We start from the raw sequence: 21,955 nt of genomic DNA, 5'->3' as shown, positions 1-21,955 counted from the left end.
CTCTCACGCGGAGAAAGCTTTCCGGATCTCTTCGAAATTTTTGGAAAGGATCAGTTTTTCACGATCCTCTTTTACGTTGAGGGTTTTTGCGATTTGAGCCAGGGTTTTGATATGTTCTTGGAATTTGGATTTGGGAACGATTAGAAGAATGAAAATATGAACGGGAAGATGGTCGATTGCATCAAAATCGATCCCTTTTCGAGAAAGACCCATCACACATTTGAGTTCATCCACCAAATTGACCGAACAATGCGGGATTGCTACTCCACTGCCGATACCCGTTGACATGGATTTTTCTCTCGCCATGAGAGATTCGTACACGAGTTCCCTATCGTCTCGAGCAATAAGCGTCGAGTCGACGGCCTTCTGGAGAAGTTGATTAATAACTTCTTCCTTAGAGGAACCTTCTATTTCAAAAATTACAGTCTCTGGCTTAAGTAAAGCGAGGAGCTGGTTCATGCTTCTCTGTCCTATCTCCTAGGAAAATACGAATCAGGATGGATTCAATGAAAAAAAACGATGAGACCCACAAGAATGTAGGAACAAATACCGGGGGAAGGAAAAAAATTGCCAACCCAAGAGGCGCCAAACTCAAAAAAGAAAGAGGCAATAGTGAGCCTGTATTTCTTCCCGGCAAATTCAGAAGTAAAATGAAGGAAAAAGTCCCAAGCCAAACTGGACCGGAGACAGTTTCCCAACCTGGAATTTTAGCAATATGGATCCAAACCGAAAGAAGGATAGAAAATCCTAGAGGTAAGAGAAGAGCCAAACTACTTCTTAATAATAAAGGTACTGCAAGAATCACTCCGAATCCACCGCATGCTTCCAAAGCAGAGTATCTAAACGCAGGTAAGGTGCCTTCTGTAAAAAAACCAGGAGTATAAATATCAGGATAAGAAGTTCCTCTAAACACTGAGGAAGGTTCTGAAGCCCAGCTAGTAATTCCAGGCAGAAAATAGAATATTAGAAAAAGCAAAAATTGCAATAAGGCCAATGGAAAACGGATCTTAAATCTTTGCTCTAATACCCACCAAAGACCGAGTCCGATCCCTAAAGCAAGAACTGCATGTATCGCGTATCTTGGATCTCTAGGAAGAAGAAGAGCAAAACTTAACGCGTGATTCACCCAATATAGCGGGTAGGACTTCCCACCAGTGAGAAGAAAATAAGCCGCGGCTCCGAATAAAAGCCCGAAACCAGCAGGAATAATAGGATAATAAGATCCACCAGAACCTAAAACCAAAAGTCCAATCGCCAAAATTGAAAAAAGAATATCAGGAAGAAGAAGGTCCTTTCTTCTGAAAAAACCGTTTTGGGTAGAGAGAACATAACTAAAAGCCATGATTCGCCTCCTTCCAAGTTCTGATCTGATTTCTTAATGAAATGGTAGAAGGACAAAGAAATGTGCAGATCCCGCATTCCATACAAAGTGAAGAATTAAAATTGCCAAAGCTGGAAACCAAGGCCATAGGATTTGCTTGTGTAGGACAATTATAAGAACATTCTCCGCATTCTACACAAGGGAATTCCCTTCTCTGAGGATCATGTTTGGTCAAAAATACTAACGAATAATTCTGTCTGATATCCCAATAAAATCCCTTCTTGATATCTCTGACCGGATTTTTTTCGTAAAAGGAATTGAGAGTAAAGTTAGAATACTTAGGACCATATTCTTCAAATAAAAATTTCAAACTTTGCCCGTTGCGGATACGAACAGTAGAATCCGCTTTTCTGAGCCCGCCATTCTTTCCTAAGAAATAAAGAGCGATCTCTCTTTCTATAAAAGGGAAATCAGCAAATAAAGCTCTATAAAGATTATATAATGTTTCCGGACCTAAATATAAGATTTCTTTAATTTTGGAAAAAGGTAATTTTTCGGTCTGAGATACAAAATATTCAGGAATTCCCCAAGGATACGCATAATTTTTAACAGGAGGTTTCAGGCCGGAAATATAATCTCTGATCTGAGCTTCCGGAAAAAGTGTTTTTAAAACTTCTAAAAAACGAGTATGGCATTCTATATTCTTTTTTAACTCAGGAAGATAATCCACATCTTGCGTTCTTGTGAATGGGGCTAATATGATAAGAGATGTTTTCTGTCTGGATTTGAGATAAGATAAAAGAGAATGTTCTGGGAAGTCCAGACTGACCAAACCAAGTCTGTCCATTGGTTCGAGCACTTCTTCTTTTTTGAGAACTTTAGGGATCCAAGGTTTGGAACCAATGAAGTTTCCATCTTGAACGATACGGATCTTAGATCCTTCTTCACTATGTTCTAAGGAAGCGATACCGTTTACAGGGGAGAGAACTGAACCTGAGGATTGTTTATAAAGAGGATCTCCTACACTTACCCGGACTGGAAAATCCTTAAGTAATAAGGCGTCTTTATCCGGGAAGAGGGTGTAGGGTTCATCCAGGACCGTTTTGCGATTTCCCGCTTCTTTTACGGTCCTGGGCTGGAGAAGAAAGGGTTTAGAGAACAATGCCCTTTTTAGCTAAGCGACTTCACCATGTAGATTTCGTCTTTAATGGGAAGTTCTTTCTTCAAATTTTTGATATAAGGAAGGATTTCTCCCATCGGCTCGTAGAATTCGCAATCAGTCTGCATACGGCGAGCCACAGTGAAGTATTTGTATAACTTCTCTTCGCCGGAACGTTTGGACCATTTTTTCTTGGTACATTTGACCCGGAGGATGTATTTGTCCGCCTCGGATTCATACTGTCTGACGGTTACACAATGCAGGCAGTTGGCGCAATAGACTTTCTCACTCATCGGTTATCCTGTTTCCTGGGGTATTTGACAGATTTAGGCGAGGGCACAGGGAGTCAACCCGTTTCTCGCCTTTTGTATGGCGGAAGCTTTGTCAGGCTTCCTGAGGGATCTCTTCCTGAGCCGCGTTTCTTGCTTCTTTGTATTTCCAGGTAAATTCTTGGAAAGATTTAAAAGCTACGAAGAAGAAACCGATCCCATAGATCAATAGGAAGCCCACTATATAAGGACGTCCCACTAAGAAAGATAGCACAACGGAAAACACACAATAACAACCCAATAGGAACTCAAGAACTACATGGAAATCCAAAGGAACGGTGTATTTCAGCCTTTCTTTTAGTGAGTCAGAGTTGTTTTCAATTCTCAATTTAGGAGTTCTTTTGAAAGAAGATTGGATCCCTAAAACAGCCTCAAGCCAAGCTCTGGTGTTTACGATCGCAATCCCAGTTCCAATCATGATCAAGATTGGAAGATAGATCATTCTCTTCTTCCAGTCTTTGTATAATGTCTTTTGAGAGTATGCGTAGAAGAACATTGGTCCAACAGATCCGATAGAAAGGATCGCTGCAGTTCCAGATAATACCTCTAATGGAAGATCATAGAAGCTGAAACCTGACCAGTATTCCATTAATAATAATGGAGCGCTGAATAGAATGTTCACGATCATAAGTGGGTGAACAGAATAGTTGATCAAGTGGGTCACAGCCTCAGCCTTGGTTTTCCAAGGTAGGTCTGCTTTCCAGATACGAGGAAGAAGTTTCACTGCAGTCTGGATAGAACCTTTGCACCAACGGAATTGTTGGGACTTGTATGCAGACATCATCGCAGGGATTTCTGCAGGGCAAACCACATCTTTAAAATAACGGAACTTCCAGCCTCTTAGCTCTGCACGGTAAGAAAGGTCGAAGTCTTCGGTAAGAGTATCATGCTCCCAACCGCCAGCATCCTCGATAGTTTTCTTTCTCCAAGTACCTGCAGTACCGTTGAAGTTCATCCAAAGTTTGGAACCGTTTCTTGCTACCTGCTCGATCATGAAGTGACCGTCGATACCGAAACTTTGAGCTTTGGTTAGAATATTATAATCTGCGTTGATATGACCCCAACGTGCTTGTACCATTCCGATCTGAGGATCGTCAAAGTAAGCCATGGTTTTAAGAAGGAATTCAGGATCCGGCATGAAGTCCGCATCAAAAATAGCGATGTAGTCCCCTTTAGAAACTCTCATCCCTTCGTCCAAAGCACCTGCTTTATGACCAACACGATTGGTTCTGTGAAGGTGATGAATATCGAAACCTTGAGCCTTGTATTTTGCTACTAAGGAAGCAGCTTTTTGGATGGTCTCATCAGTAGAATCATCCAGGACTTGGATCTCTAATTTATCTTTAGGATATTTTAATGCAATTGTGGAGTCGATCAAACGATCTACTACGTAAAATTCGTTAAAAATAGGAAGTTGGACAGTGACTACCGGAAGGCTCGGATCGTCCAAAGAAAGGTTTCTGCTCGGGTCTGTATCACAATTGGCGTTGTACTTTTTGTAAAGATACACCATGATATAGGTGTGAATTCCAAAGAAAAATAATCCTAGAATATCTAGGGCGTAAATTCCCAAAAACAGAACGGTGACTACAGTGAGCATTTGGGACAAAAATTTTGGAAATACCTAAAAAGTCAATGGATTTTGCAGCGCAACATGCAAAGCCACATTTTTCGCTCACAAATTAAATTGCTCCTCTCTCGGAAAAAACGGACGGAAACCCTAAGGTCAGAACTTTGAAATCCGATATTCTAAATCGGATGGACCTTTAGCCTCCCTGGCTAAAGCCAATCCACTGCGAATTTTCACTTTCTTGTAGAGGGGATGGGACGAACCGTCCTCTATTTTTTTGAAAACGCTTGTCTCCATGACATAATCTACCTAATTTGCTCCCATGCGTTCGGCCATCCTAGGTTTAATTGCCGCATTTGCTTCCGTACTATTAGCTATCTTATTAGAAGAAGCGCATTTTCTTTCCTTTCTCAAACTATCCGCACTTGTATTGATCCTAGGCGGAACTGCTGGTGCAACATTCGCAAGTTATACTCCTGAAGAATTTGCAAACTTGATCATTCACTTAAGAGAATCTCTTTTTCCTAAAAGAGAATTTTCACTTTCAGACGTATTCTTGGATTTTGCGGAGAAGGCCAGAAAGAACGGACTATTATCCCTCGAAGACCAACTCGCAGGAGTGCCTGACGCATTCTTAAGAAAAGGGATCCAGCTCATCGTAGATGGAACAGATCCAAGAGCGGTGGAAGAAATTTTATTCGAAGCAGCAGAAGGTCTGGAAAATAAAGAAACTCGTTCCGCAAAAATTCTAGAAACCGCCGGAGGATTTTCGCCTACGATCGGGATCATCGGAACAGTGATGGGACTCGTGAGTGTACTAGAAAATTTAGGCGCTGGAACAAGAGCTCTTGGAGAAGGGATCGCTACAGCATTTATCGCAACTTTTTACGGGATCGCATTTGCAAACTTAGCTTATTTCCCATTGGCAAACAGACTCAGGACTTGGGCATTTTCCAGAGACAGAAGAAGACAGGCAATCATCCGAGGAATTATTTCTCTACAAACTGGAGACAATAGAAGGATACTTGTAGAGAGAATGGCTCCGTTTTTGTAGGAGCTCCTACATTTCAGAGCAAAATTATTGTTTTAGAGCGAATTTATTCCTTCATTCCTTTTACGATTCTCTTCTTCCCACATTATATTTTCACGAACCTCATCTATTAGATATGGATCTTTGAATTTTCGAAGAGAGCCAAATTGAAACTTCCAGAACAAATCCCATCTTCTGGGATCGAAAACTTCTCCTCTTGTTAATATGTTCAAAGAATTATAATATTCTTTGAGTTTAGGATCGTGTATCTTATTTTCCCCTGACTCTATAGACTCAAAATAACCAAAAGGTAAACGTCTGATCTTATGACCTACCCTACCTTTTCCTTGGATCCTAGAAAGTAGAGGATCACCTAAAGCAATTATATCGATGACATGTTGGTCAGGTAGAAAAAATCCAAGCGCGCCAGTATTAAATTTAATGAATATCTTTTTATCAGTCGGAGGAAAAAAAGATTTTTTATTCGCAAAATTGGAAAGGAGAGAATTTTTCTTATTCAGCCAAGCAAGGCCAGTTCCTGAATAATACCAAAGTTTCTCATCTGCGATCTCACCTCTTTCTAAAACCCAAGGATTATGTTTCGCTTGTTGTTTCACTGAATGTATCGGGCTAGTGGATAGAAGAATATTATAAAGAAGCAAAACAGATCCAAGAATATAGATTTCTTTTTTCTCTATATTCTCCAAACGGACCAATGCGATCCCGAAAAGAAAGATCACATAAGTAAAAAACCTTCCTGCCATAAAATCCCCGCCGACAAAGAGGATATACGCAAGATAAGGCAAAGAGAAAATCAAAGAGATCAAAATAGAATTATTATTCTTCCGTAAAACGGCTCGGACAATTGTTACGATCGGGAGAAATGCAAATACGATAAGATCCCATTTCAGTTCGAAGACGTAATATCTTAGGCCTTGCGAAAGTAATTGGATGAAAGAATCTTCTACATTCGTTTTAGAATAATATGTATTTGGTAAAAGGGAACCGTAATATATAGCAGAGAATAGAAACCAAAAAACCGCAGGTAGACTACATAAAGTTATCTTAGAACTTAAAGAAATATTAATTTTCCTATTCTTCCAATCCTGGATAAAAACAACCAGAAGAGGGATTAAGAAGATTAGAATGAAATCGATCCTGGAAACTAAGCCAAAACTGGCAAGAAGTACAAGGTTAGGTAATTTAGAATCGGTCCCTTCTTCTTTCCTAAAATACAAATAGAAGAAGATTGATTCGATTAGATAATTTAAAGAATTTTCTAAACCTGAATAAGAGTAATCGATAAAGGATCTAGAAGATAATAAAAATCCAAACCCCAACCAAAATGAAACTTTAGAAACAGAGATCTTTTTTAAAAAATAAAATGCAGAGATTCCCCAAACAAATGAACTCAAGAAAGACCAGAATACTATATTCTGATATAAATAATAAAAAGGAGAAAGCACCAAGATCAAGAGTGGATTTGTAAATGCCTGAACACGCTCTGCGATATTCCAACGCAAACCGAAACCATTTACAAAATGATCTAAAACTCTAAAACTAATAAATGAATCATCACTTAACCAAGCGTTTTGGTAAGAGATATAAGAGAAGATAAAAAGAATAAGGGTCAGTTCGAAATAATTAGATCGGAGAAATTTCTTCCAATCAATACGATCCATTCCATTCTGAGAAGCTTAGGCTTCCTTTCTATCTCCCATTCTGGAAAGGATTTCTCGGATCTTATCTTCTGCACCTTCAGGAGTTAAAACCAAAAGTACATCACCATCTTCCATTTTGGTCTTACCAGTTGGAACCAAATGTGAATCTCCTCTATAGATCAATGTGATCAAAGAGTTTTCAGGGAAATCTAATTCGTAAACAAACTTGCCTACAGAAGCTGAACCATACGGAACAATATACTCCAGAAGTTGGGTATCGCTCTTATCTTTATTCTCGAATTCAAATGGATAAGAAGCTCTTTGTTCCAATGCTGCCTCGAGTCCTAAAATTCGAACTGCATATGGGATCGTAGATCCTTGTAATAATAAAGAAGTTAATACAGTAAAGAAGACGATATGAAAGATCATCTCCGATTCTGGAAGTTGTTTTGCAAAAGGGAATGTTGCCAGAATGATCGGAGCAGCACCTCTTAATCCTACCCAAGAGACCAAAAGTTTTTCTCTCCAGTCTACGTTAAATCCAGTAAGAGCTAAAAACACTGCTGCCGGTCTAGCAATCACAGTTAGAAAAACTGAGAATGCAATTCCAAGTATTGCAACAGATGGAATTTTAGAAGGGAATACTAGAAGTCCTAGGGTAAGGAACATCACGATCTGCATCAACCATGCAATCCCATCCATAAAACGAACATTACTTCGTTTATGTACGAAGGATCTATTTCCTATAATGATCCCTGCAATATACACAGCTAAGAACGGGTTTCCACCGATCAAATCGGTTGCTGCATATACAAACAAAACAGAAGCAGAAAGTAATACCGGATATAAACCTTCGTAATCCAGTTTGATACGGTTCATACCTCGGTAGATCCAGTATCCTAAAAGTAGACCCAAGATAATTCCCAAACTAAATTGTTGAAAGATGGTCCAGGCCAAGGTGTCCCAAGAAGGAGAAGAAGCCCCAACAAAACCTAAAACAGAAGTGGTTAATAATACTGCGAGAGGATCGTTACTTCCTGACTCCAATTCTAAAAGAGAAGTGAGTCCTTTTCGCATACCAATATTGCTCGTTCTGAGAACATTGAATACTGCGGCAGCGTCGGTGGAAGATACAATCGCACCTAAAAGAAATCCAATAATAGGATCAAAACCCATTACAAAAATTGCGAATAACGCAACGAACAAACAGGTGAGAAGTACTCCCAAGGTACCGAGAGAAATTCCTTTTCCAAGTATAGGTTTTACCTTGACCCAGTCTGTCTCCAGACCACCGGAAAATAAGATAAACGCTAATGCAATTGAACCGACTTTACGGGTCAGATCCGCGTCGTTAAACCAGATCTTTAGAATGCCGTCGGAACCAGCAAGCATCCCGATCGTTAAGAATATAAGTAGAGAAGGAATTCCAAATTTTGTGGAAACGCGCAATAAGCCTATACTCAAGATAATGAGACTCGAGAGAGCTAAAATTTGAAACTCGAAGTTAAGGGAGTTCAATTCCACTATGATAGTTTCTAATCCGTTGAAAATTATGCGATTTCTTTTTTTACGTGAAAAAAACTATTTTCAAAACAAAAATCAAAATCATTGGACCCATTAGACTACGTCAGAGTTCAATTCGTACAATAAATCTTCTAACTCTCTGGGGTCTGTGACTTCTACTAATCTATCTTCTCCGAATTCATCTGCTTCTATCTTCACAGCAAAGTATCCGAAACTTTCTTCTCCCTTTAAAAATCCAACATCCAGATTGATAAAATCTGTTTCGTCTTCGGAAGAAGGAATGAGTAAAAAATATTGGTGTTCGTCTAACTCAACTACTTCTCCCACAATAAAAGAATATGGGTTTCCATCCTCATCCAGCAAGTGTAGAAGTTCGTCGCCTAGCTCCTCATGCTCCGTAGATTCGGTTTCCTTATCGTAAGATTCCAGCATTGAGTCGCTTCCTTACTCTAAAGATCGGCCCAAAAAAGGATTCCGCTTTGCCGTAAAAGGTGGACAAACTCGAAAATACGTCGTTTATAGGATGAAATTCCGTCATTTATGCATTCGAATCGCGTAATTTTCCCAATTTTTATTCTCTGCATTCTACTCTCCTGGAATTGCGGAAGGACAGATTATGATCTGGGGGAAATTCGAGAAGGTAAACTAAATACAAAAACTTGGGATCCAAACAAAACGATCCTCTCTCTTAAGGGAGATTGGGAATTAGTTCCTGGAAAATTTTTAGCATCAGAGCCGGAGCTTCCTCAGCAAATCCAAGAGAAAATCTACGCTCCTATTCCTCAGATCTGGAATGAGTTTACTAAAGACGGAAAACTTTTATTTCCAAATGGAAAAGGTTTCGGGACCTACACTTTATATCTGCAATTTCCTGAAAATTCTCCTGAGTTGATGTTAAAGGTTCCGGATCTTGGAACTTCCTACTCGATCTATGCGGATGGAAAACTTTTAGAAACTGTCGGTAAGGTGGGAAAAACTCCTGAGACCTCAGTTCCATTTTTACAAACTTCTATAGTACTTCTTCCTCAAAATTTGAAAAGATTAGATTTTGAAATATCTAATTTTGCTCATATCAATGGAGGACTTTGGTTTACCCCTGAGATTGGCACCCCTGCTCTTATATTAAAAAAACTGCATTCAAGCCAAGCAGTAGATATTGCAAGCTCTGCTGCAGTTTTGGTTCTTGCGATCTATCAGATCATGGCTTTTTTAAGAACAAGAGAAGAAAAAAGCCAATTATACTTTGCACTATTTTCTTTGGCTTCCGTATTCAGATTTTTCCTAACTGGAAACAGATTATTCAATTATGTATTTCCAGAGGTTCCCTGGGAGGTCAGTTATAGATTGGAATACTTGAGCACCTATGTTCTATGCTCGGGATTTTTATCTTATTCTGCCACTGCATTCAAACAAGATTTCCATCCTAAAACGGAAAGGATCTCTCTCATTACAATGTTGGTCTTCTCCATTCCAACTTTGGTATTGCCTGCAGAATATTACGCAAGATTACTTTTCCCATTCCAATTTACAGTCATTATAGGTGGAGCTTATACTCTTTTAGGATGTGCCAGAGCAGTCATCCATGCAAGACCTGGATCTAGATTTTTCTTAGTGGGGATCTCTTTCATAATTACTGCAGGCGCAAACGATATTTTATCATCTAACTATATATTAAATAACCATTATATATTAGCCCCTGCTATATTTTTATTCATATTCTTTCATAGTTTAGGCTTTTCATTCTCTTTCTCCAGGGTTTTACGAACTTCTATGGAAGCAGAGAAGGGATTGCAGATTGCTAACCAGAACCTAAACGAATTAAAAACTGAATTAGAAAATAAAGTAGAATCCAGAACTGTTCAACTTACTGCTGCAAAAGAAAAAGCAGAATGGGAAGCAAAATACAGATACGATTTCTTGGCAATTATGAGCCATGAGATCCGCACACCTTTGAATGGACTTTTGGGGACTTCTAACCTTCTATCCGAAACCCCTCTCAGCCAAGAGCAGAAAGAATATGCAGATATTATCCAAGCATCTGGAGAGAACCTTCTTCACTTAGTGAACCAATTATTAGATCTTTCTAAAATAGAAAATCATCGTTTCGTATTGGAGATCCTGCCATTCGATCCATTTGCAGTTTTGCAAAGAGCAGCAAGAGTAGTAAAAGCAAGAGCAGAAGAAAAAAGGGTCTTAGTAGATTTCTCTTATCCAGAACATCATCCTGGTATCTTTTTAGGAGACGAAGGAAGGATCCAACAAGTACTCTTAAATCTTTTGAGTAACGCGATCAAATTTACAGGCTCAGGCGGGAAAATTTGCCTTGGAGTTCGTTTTTATGGAGAAGATCTTTTCTCTCGAATTTTAGAATTCTGGGTACAAGACGACGGAGTAGGTATTGCAGAAGAGCAATCAACAGTACTATTCGAACCTTTTGTACAAGCAGACTCTTCCGTTGCTAGGAAATTTGGTGGAAGTGGACTCGGCCTAACCATCTCCAAAAAATTGGTAGAGCTTATGGGAGGAAGTATCCGGATCACAAGTTCTCCAGGAAAAGGATCCAAATTTTCGTTCTTACTTCCATTCCCTCAAGAAGAACCTGAAAAACAAGAATTGGAAGAAGAGGCAGCTCCACCTATCGTTCTGCCCCCTCTCAAAATTTTACTCGTGGAAGACCAAGAATTTTCCAGAAGAGTTGCGTTCGATATTCTCACTAAATTAGGAATGAAAGTACATTCCTTAGGAATGGGAAAAGATGCAATTGCTCAACTGGATAGAGAAACCTACGAGATCATACTTTTAGATATTGATCTTCCTGATATCAGTGGAGTAGAAGTTTCCAAAAGGATCAAAGAAACTTTTGCTCATCCTCCTTATTTGGTGGCTTGGACAGCTCATGCGCTCCCAGGCTCTGAAGAATTTTTCAAAAGTTCGGGATTTGATTCTTATCTCAAAAAACCCTCCCTCAAAAGAGATTGGATATTATTTTTAGAAAGATATGTACAGAGTAGACCTAAACCTGCAGATTAATTTATTCAAAATGCGTAATATATTTTTATTTGTTTTTGTATCACTTTCGTTGATCGGATCTTCCAATTGTAATTCCGGAGGAAAGCAGGATTGTAGTAGAGCAACTCCCAGCGATAAAAAGACTTCGGAATTATTACAGACTGCATGTTTAGCCGACCAAAGTAATAAGAACGTCTGCGATCTATATTTATTAGAAGCGGTTTACCACGCGCATTGCTGGTAAGATAGAAGATCAGAATTCTTCGAAAGGAAGTTTATTCTTTTTGGAATTATTGCAGTCTTTGCAAGCAGGGACCAAATTTGCTTTGATAGATTTCCCACCTTTTGCCAAAGGAATTAGATGATCCATTGTGAGTTCGTCAGGTGGAAATTTTTTACCACAGTAATGACAGATCCCGTCTGCCTTCTTCTTTCTCCACCAAGGAGTTTTACGTAATTCTTTTGCGATCTGTCTTTGTTTTTTGATCTCAGATTCGCTCACCCAAAGAAGCGGCTCTTCCGAATATTCTCCTGGCCCATTCATGACTAAGAATATCGGATCCAATCCGAACCTGGACCGGACCAAGCCAAACGTAAGAAAGAAGATTTAGATTGGCAGGTTACTCCTTCTTTGATCCCAGAAGCAGTTACTAAAACAGTATCTCCAGTTTTTAGATCCAGATCTTCTAATTTACATTCTCCACTTAAAACCATCAAAACATGGAATACAGGCTCGGAAGAAAAAGAAGGAAGTGAAAATTTCTTCGTAGAATCGATCTCTAAAATTTCCATTCTGAATTTATCATTAGCAGTTAAAACAGAACGAGAGAATTCAAAAGAATCAATTTGTTTAGGGCTCAATCTGTCTTTTGGATCTGCAGAAGAAAAATCTAAAACGTCCAAAGCTTTTTTAAGATGTAACTCTCTTGGTCTTCCGTAATCATAAACTCTATAAGTTGAATCAGAAGATTGTTGGACTTCCATCAAAAGAATACCACCGCCGATTGCATGAATTCTTCCCGGATTCAAAAGAAAAGAATCCAATTCTTTCACTTCTACTTCGTTTAAAATTTCTTCTACTCGGTTTGATTGTACGTATTCTGAAAATTCTTCTTTATTTGTTTGTTTAGAAAATCCACAAACCAGTTTGGAACCTTTGTCTGCTTGTAAAACAGTCCAAGCTTCTTTTTTGCCTGCACTTTCAGGGTCAAACTTCTCCGCGTATGCGTCATCAGGATGGACTTGTACAGATAATTTTTCTTTAGCATCTATCAATTTGATCAATAAAGGAAAGTTCTGTCCTGTAAAAGGTTTTCCAAGCACAGACTCATAATTGGAAGTATACACTTCTCTAAATGTTTTTCCGGAACATTCTCCGTTCGTAATTTTGGAAAGATCAGAACCATAATCGGAAATTTCCCAGGACTCTCCAATATCTCCCGAAGGAATATCACGTCCCAATACAGTTTCTAATTTTCTACCGCCCCAGACTTTTTCCTTATAGATGGGCTCGAATTTTAAAACCTTCTGCATATATGCCTATTTTTTTTGACCCTGGAAGAGTTCAATTTTAACTTTTAAGATCCGTTTCTTGAAATGAGTAAATACATCGGGACGAAACCCGGATAAGTCCAAGGTATAGATCCGACCAGGAACCAATGTACCTGGCTCGGGACTCCATTTTAGGTATCTATAACTTTTGTAACTACCCTTTCCTCCACAGGAAGCGCAGTTCAGATCCGAACCTCTACATTCAGGACACATGGTCCTAACTACCAAAGGAATTGCTGCGAATATTCTACCCAATAATTCTTCCGGTTTGAGACAGATGCGAATATCATGATAAATGCCTGTGTATTTTTTGCGATCCCTGCTTCTCATTCCGGCGCGAAGAAGGCCCCTTCTTGCAAATTCAACCGCTTGGGTAGCAAATAAGATCCGAGAAGGTGGGATCAGATGAATTCCATTTTTTGCATGTTCTTGTCTTTTACGGATCTTAAATTCTTGGTCGAAACGAGAACGTTCTTCTGGTTTAGAAAGTATTTGATAAGATTCCAAAACTTTTAAGAACACAGGCTTAGAACCAGTGAGCCTATTATCAGGATGGAAAATTTTGGCGAGTTCTCTATATCTATGTTTGATAGAATCCGGGCTGGCACCGATGCTCAGGCCCAGAACTCGATAATGATCTGTCCAGGCCGAACTCATGGTAAAATTTTAGACTCTATAAATGGATTAACGATTCGAATTATATTCTTGGAAGGAACCACCGCTTTCCAATCCATCAAGCATGGTATCCACATCCTTCCTGTCTGCACGGATTGTTCCTTCCACATACTTGTCAATAGCTTGAACCACTTCCGCAAGATTGTCTCTATAAGAGCGAACAAACTTGACCCTTTGGTTCGGGCTCCTGATGTTTCCGAGACTATACACCTCTTCTTTAGTTCCGGCATCCGTTTTTCTTTTTACAACTAAAACAATATTTGAAGGATCAGAGGCTGCAACCTTCTCATTTTTTAATTCCCCGATCTCGTCGTTAATAGGTCTGAGTTTGGTAACCAGTGATTTTCTGGTAATAAAGCGAACTCCGTCCAGTTTTAGGGAACCTTCTCCCCCTGAAACTTTTAGATAAAACTTTTTATCTACTAAAAATCTATCACGAACAGGAAAATTGAAAGTTTCCATTGCGGGAACAAACTGGAAATACTCATTATCAATAATTTTTTTCCTTCTGCTAAGGAAAGGGAGCATATCTTCTATTCTTTTATGAAAGTCCTTGATGTCTTTGGTCAGTCCTTCTATGTCACGGACCTGCAAAGGTTCGTAAGGAAGAATTTTGATCTGACCGTCCTTCTCAAAGTCCTGGGAAAATATTTCCCAACTGAATAAGGATATCAAAAGAAGTAAGATGAATGGTTTCTTCATTCGTATGAGTCCGGACGATTTCCTGTATTTAGTGTCGTCCATTCCAGTAAAAAGCCGGTATTTTTCCTAAAAATTCGTTGAATTCCGGCCGGATTCTACGAAAAGGGAAGGGACGGATATGGAAATCAGCATTAGAAAATCCAGCGAAACAAATATAATCAGCCTCTCCGGGAGCCTGGACATCTATACGTCCATAGATCTCAAAAACTTTTTCGAACAGAACATTGATCGAAATAACAATAGCGTTGTGATCAACCTGGAAAAGTTAAATTATATCGATTCCTCTGGGATCGGGATGCTGATTAAACAACTGAATTATGTCCAAGAATTGAGCGGAAAATTTTTCATCGCGAACATGAAACCTGCGATCGAAAAAGTTTTCAAAGTGGCAGGACTAACTTCTTATTTCCAAACTCTTTCAGAGTCGGAGTTCACAAGCCAGTTTCCCTGATCTTCAAGGATATTCCGGGGCGTTATAAGACAAAAACACGTCCCAAACTCCCCAAAACCTTCCCTTTTCTCCCGCAAGCGGAGTAAGATTTAAATTCAGTCTACCTTCTCTTAGCTCAGATGGATCCACTGTGATATATACAGGAGGAGTTCCCGCATAGATAGACTTAGAGTATAAGGTTGCATCTGGAAAGCGGATCGTTCTTTTCAAGATCCCATTTGCAGAAATTCTAAGTTCCCTTTCCGGCAAAATCGCCGCATTTTCCGTCTTAGAAAATAGTGTGAGATCGAAATAAACGTAGATGATGTCTTTTCTATTCGAGTCTGCAATTAGTAGGATATCCAACCCAGTTTCGGGAACCATTCTACATTGGTTGTCAAATAACCGACCGGTGCCGGCACCCGGAGCAGGATCTTTTCTGTCAGGAGCTAATTTCAGACCATTATGATAGGCCCAAATGGAAAGTTCGGGGAAGGTTTTATAATCCTCGGAAATATAGTTTTCTCCCCCCATCGGTTTGGAGAAATTCTCAAAATTTTTCGTTTTCCGATTTTCCTGACTGATCGGACCCTGTCCGGCAGCGGCAAGAATTAAGAATAAGAGAATTGCAATTCGGCGCCAGTCCATCTTTTTAGAATATCGACCGTCCTTTGGAGAGAAACTTGAAAATTCTTAGAAGTCTGGAGAACTTAAAAAGCAACCTAAAGACTTCCACAGTCGTAACTTTAGGGAATTTTGACGGGATCCATCTGGGCCACCAGGCTCTTTTAGAAAGAACCAAGGAAATTTCCCTGGAAAAAGGTCTCCCTTCCTGCGTAGTCACATATCATCCCAACCCTGCTCTAGTTTTGGGAAAAGATAAGGACCTGGGAGGGATTACCACTCAGGCAGATAAAGAAAATTTAATAGAATCTTATGGAATAGACTGGTTGGTCGTTGTCCCATTCACTCTTGAATTTGCCCAAATAGAGGCGGAAACTTTCCTTAAAGAAATACTAATCAATGAGCTAGGGGCAAAATCGATTCTGATCGGATTCAATCATTGTTTCGGAAAAGGTAGAAGAGGAGATTATGAACTTCTCAAACAATACTCTTCTGAATACGGATACGATCTAGAAAAATTAGATCCTGTATTTCTTGGCTCTACAAAACTTTCGAGCTCCTATATTCGTTCCTTATTAAGAGAAGGTAAGGTAGAAGAAGCGGAAGAATGTCTCGGAAGAGAATTTTCAGTCACAGGAACAGTTGTACAAGGTCACCAAAGAGGTAGAACGATCGGATTTCCTACTGCTAATGTGCAACCTTTACCTGAGCTGATCCTTCCTGGAGTAGGAGTTTATGCGGGAAGAACCGAGGTAGAAGGTAAAACCTATCCTTCTATGATCAATATAGGAAATAATCCTACATTTGGTGACCAAGCAGTCACATTAGAAAGTCATATATTCGATTTTTCTGATGATATCTATGGGAAGAAGGTAAATATTATTTTTACCAAAAAGATCAGAGAGGAGATCAAATTCCCAGGAGTAGATGCTCTGGTCTCTCAATTGAAGAAGGACGAGACTCTTTCCAGAAAAATCCTGCAAGAAAGATAGTCGCTTCGCTCCTGAAGCCCGTGTGGCGGACTATAGTCGTTCGCTCCTGAAGCCTGTGCTTCTGACTTATAGCCGTTCCATCAGGTTTTTTTAAAATTTGAATCCGCCAAACATAGGAATTCCCTTTCTTCCTAAAAGTATCCCTTCCAAGTCCTTGGGAGGAGTATATCGTAGAATATTGGCAAATAGATGAGCGGGGATATGATCCGCCCAATTCGGCACGGATTGGAAGAATGGGTCCCAATATAAGAAGCCAGATTCCTCCTCTTCTACCCAAACGATCTCTCTTCCTGCAAATTCCTCAAACCAAGATTTCAAAGAATTAAGTAAATTCGATTTATTTAAAATACTAATCCCTTTTGAAAAATCCAAAAGGTATTTTGGGGGGTATTTTGTTTGGCAGGACTCGTTGGAACAGGTGATATATCTAACTTCTTCCAGGAATGCAGCCCAATCTCTGAGCCTTCCTCTAGATTTATACCAAGGAGTTTTACTTATTACCCCACATTCAGGGCAAATACATACTGGAGTAAGTGTTACTCCCTTAAGGGAAAGTATCGGAGCCTCTTTAGAAGGATAGGATATTGATTCTTGGATCAAATAATCGGAGCTAGGTTCCATCGTTCCTACCGAATCCAGTCCACTCATTCGATTTTCCTCTTAGGCCGCGACGGAGCGTTAGTCGCGTCAATCCTATATACAATGTCGTCTAACGCAACCTATTTTCTTAATAAACAAATCCTAATTCCCTCGATTTTAAACTCTCTAAAAACTGTGGTTTTCTGGCCCAAAAAAGGTCCGTCGACAAGTCATTCGGGATTGATTCCGAATTAGGACCCGGTTAGGATGCCTCGAAGCGTCGGCCTATGAATTATTACCTTTTTCTGCCAATAAGCGCTCTAATCATAAATACTCTTCTTATTTCATATGTTTTCGCAAGAAGGTTCCGAAGCGCAGTCATCCGGGACTTTTTGAGATTCGTTCTATTCTTAAATCTTTGGCTGGTTTCTTATATTTTGTATTGGAGCATGCTTCCTCCGGAATGGATGACTCCTATTTTCAAACTTTCTTGTTTTACCTGGATCCCAGTTGGCCTCTTATTCTTAGAAACAGTATATAGATTTTTAAACATTCGTTCGAGAATCCTTCTCCCATTCTTTCGCTTTTCAGTGGTAGCGACCATCTTTCTGACCGCTTCTACAGATTGGATCATCAAAGGTTCTATTTTGTATGATTGGGGTTACGAATTAGAACCAGGGATTTTGTTCGTTCCATTTAGCACGGTCGCAGTCAGTGGCCCAGCGATATGGGGGCTATATCTTCTTTTAAAAGAAAGGTTTAGGACAAAACAAAGAAAGATCAGACAACAATTGAATTTTTGGATCTGGGGAACAACGATCGCCCTCGGGATCAGCGCTTATACAGAGTTATTTAACCTGGATGACCAAGGCAGATTTTTATTTGTTCCTTTGAGTCCCGCAGCAATCAGCATACAGGCATTCTTCATTTTTATCGCGATCACACGTTATGGATTTTTAAATATCAGCTTAGAAAGGATCGCAGTAGAATTATTCAGAGACATACACGACGGGATCGTTCTCACAAAAGAAAATCACGAATTCTTTTTTGCAAACCAGGCAGCAATCGCGATCTTGGACGGCTCACCATCCAGAGAAGGTCTATTCAGACCAGAATGGCATTTTGCAAATTATAGAGAAGAACAGGATCATATTCCTAGAGATTATCAATTAATAGGTAACTCAGCCTTACAGTTCATAGAACTCACAGTTTCAGAGATTAGGATTACAGAGAATGAATCCGGGACCTTATACCTTTTGCGTGATATCACCGAAAAGAAAGCAGCCCAAGAAAAGATCCACCAACTATATTCACAAATCGTAAACGATTTGGAAATTGCTCGAGTCACTCAAGCTTCTATCATTACCCAAAAATTTCCGGACAAGGGTTCTTATCGAATACATTCTTTTTTCCAACCCATAGACAAGGTGGGCGGGGATATGTTGAGAGTAATTGAACATCCTGGAGAAAGAGTAGATATATTATTCGCAGATGTTTCAGGGCATGGGATCGCATCTGCAATGGTGGGAGGAATGTTATCCATTGCATTCCAGATCGTTTCAGATAAAAAACTTTCACCTAAGGAAAGTTTATCAGAGATCCACGAAATGCTTTCTAAGGTGGTATTACATCACCATATCTCCGCAGTGTATGCCAGTTTTTATCCAAATGAAAACAGAGTTCGATTCTCTTATGCGGGACATCATCCAATGATCGTTTTCAGAGAAGGAAAAATTTTGCCTTTAGAAGGAGAAGGTAGGATCTTACTCGCTGTCAAAGAATTACATTTGAACGATTACCATTTCGATCTGCAAACTTCTGATAGATTATTATTTTACTCAGATGGTTTGTATGAAGTTAAGAATGATGTAGGAGAAATTTTCGGTTACGAAGAATTCTTAGATTGGATCCAAGGAATGGCAGACAGAGATACTCGCTCTATCTTAGAAGCGGCCCATAGAAAAGCATTAGAATTCGGGAACGGAAAACATAATGATGATTTGGCGATGTTAGCCTTGGAGATTGGACCGTGAACCCGTATCTGATCCTTCCATTATTTGCATTATTCATCAATCTATGGTTGTTCACCTATGTATTAGCTCTAAAGGGAAAGCATAGAGTAGTTCATTTATATCTTTTATACTCAGGGGCTTTAAGCCTTTGGATTATCTCTATCGTTTTGTATTGGTCCTTCTTACCATTTCATTGGATGACTTGGGTATTTAAGATCAGCTCCATTTCTTGGTTATTAGTTGGTCCTTTATTCTTAGAGTTCGTATTCGCTTTCTTATCAAAAAATCCGAATATAGTTTTGTATTTATTAAGGGGATTGGCGCTCGCGATCTTTCCAATCACATTAACAACTGATTGGATCATAGCAGGTGTAGAAAGAAAATACTGGGGAGATATGCTTATCCAAGGTCCCCTTTATGTCTACGGGATCAATCTACTCACAGTTTCCCCTCCTGTATATGCCATCTTTCTTTTGATTTTTGAATCCAGAAAAGAAGAGATAGGATTTAGGAAACAATGTTATCTTTTAGCATTCGGGACATTTTTATCTTCCATACTTGGATTTATGACTACGGTACTTCCTAGAATATTATCTCAAGGAGATCTAAACTATCCTCCCTTGAGCGGAAGTGTAACTGTGATCCAGTCCGCATGTGTGTTCATTGCGATCGCAAAATACGGATTTTTAGAGATCCGATTGGAAAAGATCGCTCTCCAATTATATTCAAAACTCAGAGAGGGAGTGATATTATTATCCACTTCTGACGATTTGTTATATTGGAATGAAAGCGCAAAAGAAATGTTAGGTTTTCCTAAAATAGCAGCTACTCCTGAAAAGTTAGATCTAGGAAAATTTTTAGAAGGTTTTACTCGAAGACCTTTTTCCAGAATGGATTTCAAAAGAAAATTTTCAGAAATAAAGCAGACCTCTTCGGATGAAGATATACTTCCTTCTTCCGATTCAGTTTATTTAGAAGTTTCAAAATCAGAAATCCCAATATCAGGAAGGGATTTAGGAAGAGTGTATGTTCTCCGAGATATCACTGAAAAGAAAGAAGCATCTGAAAGGATCAATATGCTCTATTCCAGGGTCATCCGAGATCTAGATATTGCAAGAGAAGTCCAAAATACAATTACAACGAGAGACTTTCCTTCTTCCGATCAATTTAAGATATTCTCCTATTTCCGTCCTTATGATCGAGTGGGAGGAGATGTTCTCAATTGTTCCGAAAGTGCAGATGGAAGTTTGGAGATCTTATTCGCAGATGTTTCAGGACATGGAATTTCATCTGCAATGGTAGCCGCGATGGCGTCTATCTCCTTCAATGTATTTTCCAGAAAAGGAAGCAAACCAAAAGAAGGTTTGCTATTCACAAACGATCTACTCTCCTCCGTGGTGACCCAACATTTTATCTCTGCTGTTTTTCTCAAATACGACCCAAACACAAAAATATTAGAATATAGTTATGCAGGTCACCATGCAGGACTTCTTCTTAGAGATGGGCAGACACTGGATTTGCAAGGGAAAGGAGGAGTTCTCCTTGCGGTAGGAACTCCTATCTTGGAGGATTTTAGGGTACAATTAAGACCCGGAGATAGAGTACTATTATATTCGGATGGTTTATTCGAGGTAAGAGGATCTAAAGGAATTCCGATGGGCAATTCCACACTCGTGGAAGCAGTAAAAAAACTTTCTTACCAGGATTCTGATAGTTTGATCCGCTCCTTAGTATCCTATTCGGAATCCTTCGGAGACGGAATAATGACTGACGATTTAACCTTATTCTGTTTAGAAATTACAGATTAAACTGCTAAAGAATCAGCCTGCTCTTTTACTTTTTCCAAGAAAGGAAGAAATTCATCTAGAACAGCAGGGATCTCATACTCAATAATATCTCCTGCACGAATAATATCTTTTTCTTCCAAGGCTAAAGCAACAGAAGCAAGTGTATCGTTTAAGTCGTTTGTCTTTTCTTCAAAAGTTCTTTCTGCGATTTGGATCTTAGAGAAGTCCATACCAGGAAGTTTTTGTCTGAGAGTAATAAATGAAGTCAGAAGAACATTGATCTGAGAAACAGATTGTGTAAGAAGATGTGTTGCCACCTCATCTTTTCCAGCCTGATAATATTCATTTACTTTTACAAAACTTTCTTTCAAAGCAGGAACAGCCTTGATGAAAGTATCTAAAATTTCTCTTAAAGTAGGAAGTTCCAGGTCTAAAACAGAAGCTCTTGCTACCAGATCCATCACGAATAATTTTAGATCTCTTAGATATTCTAAAAATTCTTCGATAGCAGTTGTCCCATCCAGTTTGGAAGAATTACGGCTCAATTCATCCAGGATCTCACTCACTGTAGAGCCAGTTCCCATTGGTTTGATCTGATCGTACTTCAGTTTTAAAAGTTTACCTGCAGATTCCAAAAGACTACGGATCCATCCGATCCCGTCTGTTAGTTCTTTAGATTCTTTTTCAGTCAAAGAATCTCTGCCGAGTAAAGTGGTTCCTACTTTATCAACGTAAGAATCCAACTCATGGAGAGAACTGATCAGGATATCCAGCTCTTCTCCCACAAAAAATTCCATCTTGGAAGCATTTGAAATGGAAGAATCACGCATTGTGTTCTGGGTAAATTCTTCCCCATCCACAACGCAGGATAATAAAAATTTGCCGTTAGTTTCCACCCAACGACGTACCGCGTCGAAAACCTCTCCAAGGTTCTTTTCATTTTCGATGACGCTTTCCAATTTTTGCTCGTTTACGAATATTTCCACGGTGATTCCTCCGT

At 39.3% G+C, this 21,955-nt stretch carries 21 protein-coding genes; 6 read left to right on the top strand and 15 right to left on the bottom strand.

Annotated elements, in window-relative coordinates:
- Window positions 1–3: 3 nt before the first annotated feature.
- The 5 genes from EHQ52_RS10595 to EHQ52_RS10575 form a co-directional block, all read right to left on the bottom strand.
- Window positions 4–459 carry a PTS sugar transporter subunit IIA gene (locus EHQ52_RS10595; RefSeq protein WP_100769568.1) on the bottom strand — a complete coding sequence of 152 codons (456 nt, stop codon included), beginning with the start codon at window positions 457–459 and terminating at the stop codon, window positions 4–6.
- Complete coding sequence (locus EHQ52_RS10590; RefSeq protein WP_135615149.1) at window positions 434–1,342, bottom strand: hypothetical protein; 909 nt, start codon at window positions 1,340–1,342, stop codon at window positions 434–436. The genes EHQ52_RS10595 and EHQ52_RS10590 overlap by 26 nt, the downstream gene beginning before the upstream one ends.
- Window positions 1,332–2,483 carry a 4Fe-4S dicluster domain-containing protein gene (locus EHQ52_RS10585; RefSeq protein WP_135615148.1) on the bottom strand — a complete coding sequence of 384 codons (1,152 nt, stop codon included), beginning with the start codon at window positions 2,481–2,483 and terminating at the stop codon, window positions 1,332–1,334. Before EHQ52_RS10585 ends, EHQ52_RS10590 begins: the two co-directional genes overlap by 11 nt.
- An 8-nt stretch (window positions 2,484–2,491) precedes the next feature.
- Window positions 2,492–2,773 (bottom strand): hypothetical protein, encoded by a 282-nt coding sequence (locus EHQ52_RS10580; protein ID WP_100705623.1) that lies wholly within the window; start codon window positions 2,771–2,773, stop codon window positions 2,492–2,494.
- 91 nt (window positions 2,774–2,864) lie between these two features.
- On the bottom strand, window positions 2,865–4,409 hold the full coding sequence (locus EHQ52_RS10575) for a cellulose synthase family protein (RefSeq protein WP_135615710.1): 1,545 nt from the start codon (window positions 4,407–4,409) through the stop codon (window positions 2,865–2,867).
- A gap of 292 nt (window positions 4,410–4,701) precedes the next feature.
- On the opposite strand from EHQ52_RS10575, the gene EHQ52_RS10570 reads away from it, so the two are divergent.
- Window positions 4,702–5,433 carry a motility protein A gene (locus tag EHQ52_RS10570; protein ID WP_100721844.1) on the top strand — a complete coding sequence of 244 codons (732 nt, stop codon included), beginning with the start codon at window positions 4,702–4,704 and terminating at the stop codon, window positions 5,431–5,433.
- A gap of 32 nt (window positions 5,434–5,465) precedes the next feature.
- Here EHQ52_RS10570 and EHQ52_RS10565 read toward each other — a convergent pair whose 3' ends face one another.
- From EHQ52_RS10565 to EHQ52_RS10555, 3 genes are all read right to left on the bottom strand, one after another.
- A complete protein-coding gene (locus EHQ52_RS10565; protein WP_135615147.1) occupies window positions 5,466–7,091 on the bottom strand; it encodes a hypothetical protein in 1,626 nt (541 codons plus the stop codon).
- A 15-nt stretch (window positions 7,092–7,106) separates the two neighbouring features.
- A complete protein-coding gene (locus tag EHQ52_RS10560; RefSeq protein WP_244244834.1) occupies window positions 7,107–8,594 on the bottom strand; it encodes a potassium/proton antiporter in 1,488 nt (495 codons plus the stop codon).
- A gap of 93 nt (window positions 8,595–8,687) precedes the next feature.
- The gene (locus EHQ52_RS10555) at window positions 8,688–9,026 is read right to left on the bottom strand and encodes a DUF1292 domain-containing protein (protein WP_100705628.1); all 339 of its coding nucleotides are present in this window, start codon (window positions 9,024–9,026) and stop codon (window positions 8,688–8,690) included.
- 108 nt (window positions 9,027–9,134) lie between these two features.
- On the opposite strand from EHQ52_RS10555, the gene EHQ52_RS10550 reads away from it, so the two are divergent.
- On the top strand, window positions 9,135–11,624 hold the full coding sequence (locus EHQ52_RS10550) for an ATP-binding protein (protein WP_135615145.1): 2,490 nt from the start codon (window positions 9,135–9,137) through the stop codon (window positions 11,622–11,624).
- Between the two features lie 232 nt (window positions 11,625–11,856).
- On the opposite strand, the gene EHQ52_RS10545 is transcribed toward EHQ52_RS10550, so the two are convergent.
- From EHQ52_RS10545 to EHQ52_RS10530, 4 genes are read right to left on the bottom strand one after another with little or no spacing between them, the layout of a single operon-like run.
- Window positions 11,857–12,147 (bottom strand): HNH endonuclease, encoded by a 291-nt coding sequence (locus EHQ52_RS10545; RefSeq protein WP_100721849.1) that lies wholly within the window; start codon window positions 12,145–12,147, stop codon window positions 11,857–11,859.
- Window positions 12,148–12,149: 2 nt separating this feature from the next.
- A complete protein-coding gene (locus EHQ52_RS10540; RefSeq protein ID WP_135615144.1) occupies window positions 12,150–13,136 on the bottom strand; it encodes a type I phosphomannose isomerase catalytic subunit in 987 nt (328 codons plus the stop codon).
- A 6-nt stretch (window positions 13,137–13,142) separates the two neighbouring features.
- Window positions 13,143–13,811 (bottom strand): J domain-containing protein, encoded by a 669-nt coding sequence (locus EHQ52_RS10535; RefSeq protein WP_135615143.1) that lies wholly within the window; start codon window positions 13,809–13,811, stop codon window positions 13,143–13,145.
- Between the two features lie 27 nt (window positions 13,812–13,838).
- Window positions 13,839–14,531 (bottom strand): LIC_12936 family protein, encoded by a 693-nt coding sequence (locus EHQ52_RS10530; protein WP_135615142.1) that lies wholly within the window; start codon window positions 14,529–14,531, stop codon window positions 13,839–13,841.
- A 118-nt stretch (window positions 14,532–14,649) separates the two neighbouring features.
- On the opposite strand from EHQ52_RS10530, the gene EHQ52_RS10525 reads away from it, so the two are divergent.
- The gene (locus EHQ52_RS10525; RefSeq protein WP_135615141.1) at window positions 14,650–14,982 is read left to right on the top strand and encodes an STAS domain-containing protein; all 333 of its coding nucleotides are present in this window, start codon (window positions 14,650–14,652) and stop codon (window positions 14,980–14,982) included.
- Window positions 14,983–14,985: 3 nt separating this feature from the next.
- Here the strand turns inward: EHQ52_RS10525 and EHQ52_RS10520 are convergent, their stop codons facing one another.
- Window positions 14,986–15,609: an LIC10729 family protein gene (locus EHQ52_RS10520; protein ID WP_135615140.1), complete on the bottom strand. Its 624-nt coding sequence runs from the start codon at window positions 15,607–15,609 to the stop codon at window positions 14,986–14,988.
- 35 nt (window positions 15,610–15,644) lie between these two features.
- Here EHQ52_RS10520 and EHQ52_RS10515 point away from each other — a divergent pair, with 35 nt between their 5' ends.
- Complete coding sequence (locus EHQ52_RS10515) at window positions 15,645–16,577, top strand: bifunctional riboflavin kinase/FAD synthetase (protein WP_135615139.1); 933 nt, start codon at window positions 15,645–15,647, stop codon at window positions 16,575–16,577.
- 90 nt (window positions 16,578–16,667) lie between these two features.
- Here the strand turns inward: EHQ52_RS10515 and EHQ52_RS10510 are convergent, their stop codons facing one another.
- Complete coding sequence (locus tag EHQ52_RS10510) at window positions 16,668–17,225, bottom strand: hypothetical protein (protein ID WP_135615138.1); 558 nt, start codon at window positions 17,223–17,225, stop codon at window positions 16,668–16,670.
- Between the two features lie 218 nt (window positions 17,226–17,443).
- Between EHQ52_RS10510 and EHQ52_RS10505 the strand changes: the two genes are divergently transcribed.
- Both EHQ52_RS10505 and EHQ52_RS10500 read left to right on the top strand, forming a co-directional pair.
- Window positions 17,444–19,189 (top strand): SpoIIE family protein phosphatase, encoded by a 1,746-nt coding sequence (locus tag EHQ52_RS10505; RefSeq protein WP_135615137.1) that lies wholly within the window; start codon window positions 17,444–17,446, stop codon window positions 19,187–19,189.
- A complete protein-coding gene (locus EHQ52_RS10500; RefSeq protein ID WP_135615136.1) occupies window positions 19,186–20,976 on the top strand; it encodes a SpoIIE family protein phosphatase in 1,791 nt (596 codons plus the stop codon). Before EHQ52_RS10505 ends, EHQ52_RS10500 begins: the two co-directional genes overlap by 4 nt.
- Here the strand turns inward: EHQ52_RS10500 and EHQ52_RS10495 are convergent.
- Complete coding sequence (locus EHQ52_RS10495) at window positions 20,973–21,941, bottom strand: hypothetical protein (RefSeq protein WP_135615135.1); 969 nt, start codon at window positions 21,939–21,941, stop codon at window positions 20,973–20,975. The genes EHQ52_RS10500 and EHQ52_RS10495 overlap by 4 nt on opposite strands.
- Window positions 21,942–21,955 lie beyond the last annotated feature (14 nt).

It is taken from the genome of Leptospira koniambonensis (assembly GCF_004769555.1).
GTDB classification, from domain to species: Bacteria; Spirochaetota; Leptospiria; order Leptospirales; family Leptospiraceae; genus Leptospira_B; species Leptospira_B koniambonensis.
Note: the sequence above shows the minus strand (reverse complement) of the source record. Positions and strands in the feature narration are given on the sequence as shown.

Bases quoted from the DNA above. Each gene is read 5' to 3' on its own strand.
- EHQ52_RS10595 (WP_100769568.1), bottom strand. From the start codon at position 459: ATGAACCAGCTCCTCGCTTTACTTAAGCCAGAGACTGTAATTTTTGAA.
- EHQ52_RS10590 (WP_135615149.1), bottom strand. From the start codon at position 1,342: ATGGCTTTTAGTTATGTTCTCTCTACCCAAAACGGTTTTTTCAGAAGA.
- EHQ52_RS10580 (WP_100705623.1), bottom strand. From the start codon at position 2,773: ATGAGTGAGAAAGTCTATTGCGCCAACTGCCTGCATTGTGTAACCGTC.
- EHQ52_RS10575 (WP_135615710.1), bottom strand. From the start codon at position 4,409: ATGCTCACTGTAGTCACCGTTCTGTTTTTGGGAATTTACGCCCTAGAT.
- EHQ52_RS10570 (WP_100721844.1), top strand. From the start codon at position 4,702: ATGCGTTCGGCCATCCTAGGTTTAATTGCCGCATTTGCTTCCGTACTA.
- EHQ52_RS10565 (WP_135615147.1), bottom strand. From the start codon at position 7,091: ATGGATCGTATTGATTGGAAGAAATTTCTCCGATCTAATTATTTCGAA.
- EHQ52_RS10555 (WP_100705628.1), bottom strand. From the start codon at position 9,026: ATGCTGGAATCTTACGATAAGGAAACCGAATCTACGGAGCATGAGGAG.
- EHQ52_RS10550 (WP_135615145.1), top strand. From the start codon at position 9,135: ATGCATTCGAATCGCGTAATTTTCCCAATTTTTATTCTCTGCATTCTA.
- EHQ52_RS10545 (WP_100721849.1), bottom strand. From the start codon at position 12,147: ATGAATGGGCCAGGAGAATATTCGGAAGAGCCGCTTCTTTGGGTGAGC.
- EHQ52_RS10540 (WP_135615144.1), bottom strand. From the start codon at position 13,136: ATGCAGAAGGTTTTAAAATTCGAGCCCATCTATAAGGAAAAAGTCTGG.
- EHQ52_RS10535 (WP_135615143.1), bottom strand. From the start codon at position 13,811: ATGAGTTCGGCCTGGACAGATCATTATCGAGTTCTGGGCCTGAGCATC.
- EHQ52_RS10530 (WP_135615142.1), bottom strand. From the start codon at position 14,531: ATGAAGAAACCATTCATCTTACTTCTTTTGATATCCTTATTCAGTTGG.
- EHQ52_RS10525 (WP_135615141.1), top strand. From the start codon at position 14,650: ATGGAAATCAGCATTAGAAAATCCAGCGAAACAAATATAATCAGCCTC.
- EHQ52_RS10520 (WP_135615140.1), bottom strand. From the start codon at position 15,609: ATGGACTGGCGCCGAATTGCAATTCTCTTATTCTTAATTCTTGCCGCT.
- EHQ52_RS10510 (WP_135615138.1), bottom strand. From the start codon at position 17,225: ATGAGTGGACTGGATTCGGTAGGAACGATGGAACCTAGCTCCGATTAT.
- EHQ52_RS10505 (WP_135615137.1), top strand. From the start codon at position 17,444: ATGAATTATTACCTTTTTCTGCCAATAAGCGCTCTAATCATAAATACT.